We start from the raw sequence: 558 nt of genomic DNA on the forward strand, positions 1-558 counted from the left end.
TCCGGACAACGCTTGCGCCCTACGTATTACCGCGGCTGCTGGCACGTAGTTAGCCGGCGCTTCTTCTGCAGGTACCGTCACTTTCGCTTCTTCCCTGCTGAAAGAGGTTTACAACCCGAAGGCCGTCATCCCTCACGCGGCGTCGCTGCATCAGGCTTGCGCCCATTGTGCAATATTCCCCACTGCTGCCTCCCGTAGGAGTCTGGGCCGTGTCTCAGTCCCAGTGTGGCCGGTCGCCCTCTCAGGCCGGCTACCCGTCGTCGCCTTGGTGAGCCATCACCTCACCAACCAGCTGATAGGCCGCGGGCTCATCCTCCACCGCCGGAGCTTTCCACCACCAGGCCATGCGGCCGATGGTCGTATCCGGTATTAGACCCCGTTTCCAGGGCTTGTCCCAGAGTGGAGGGCAGATTGCCCACGTGTTACTCACCCGTTCGCCACTAATCCACCCCGAAGGGCTTCATCGTTCGACTTGCATGTGTTAAGCACGCCGCCAGCGTTCGTCCTGAGCCAGGATCAAACTCTCCGTGAATGTTTTCCCGTAATCGGGACCACACA

Annotated in this window: 1 rRNA gene; it reads right to left on the reverse strand. The window is 60.6% G+C overall.

The features are described from left to right. Nucleotides 1-532 (reverse strand): 16S ribosomal RNA (locus FE633_RS46955); the annotation flags it as partial. Between the last annotated feature and the right edge of the window lie 26 nt (nucleotides 533-558).

This window comes from Streptomyces montanus (genome assembly GCF_005786655.1).
In the GTDB taxonomy this organism is placed as follows: domain Bacteria; phylum Actinomycetota; class Actinomycetes; order Streptomycetales; family Streptomycetaceae; genus Streptomyces; species Streptomyces sporangiiformans.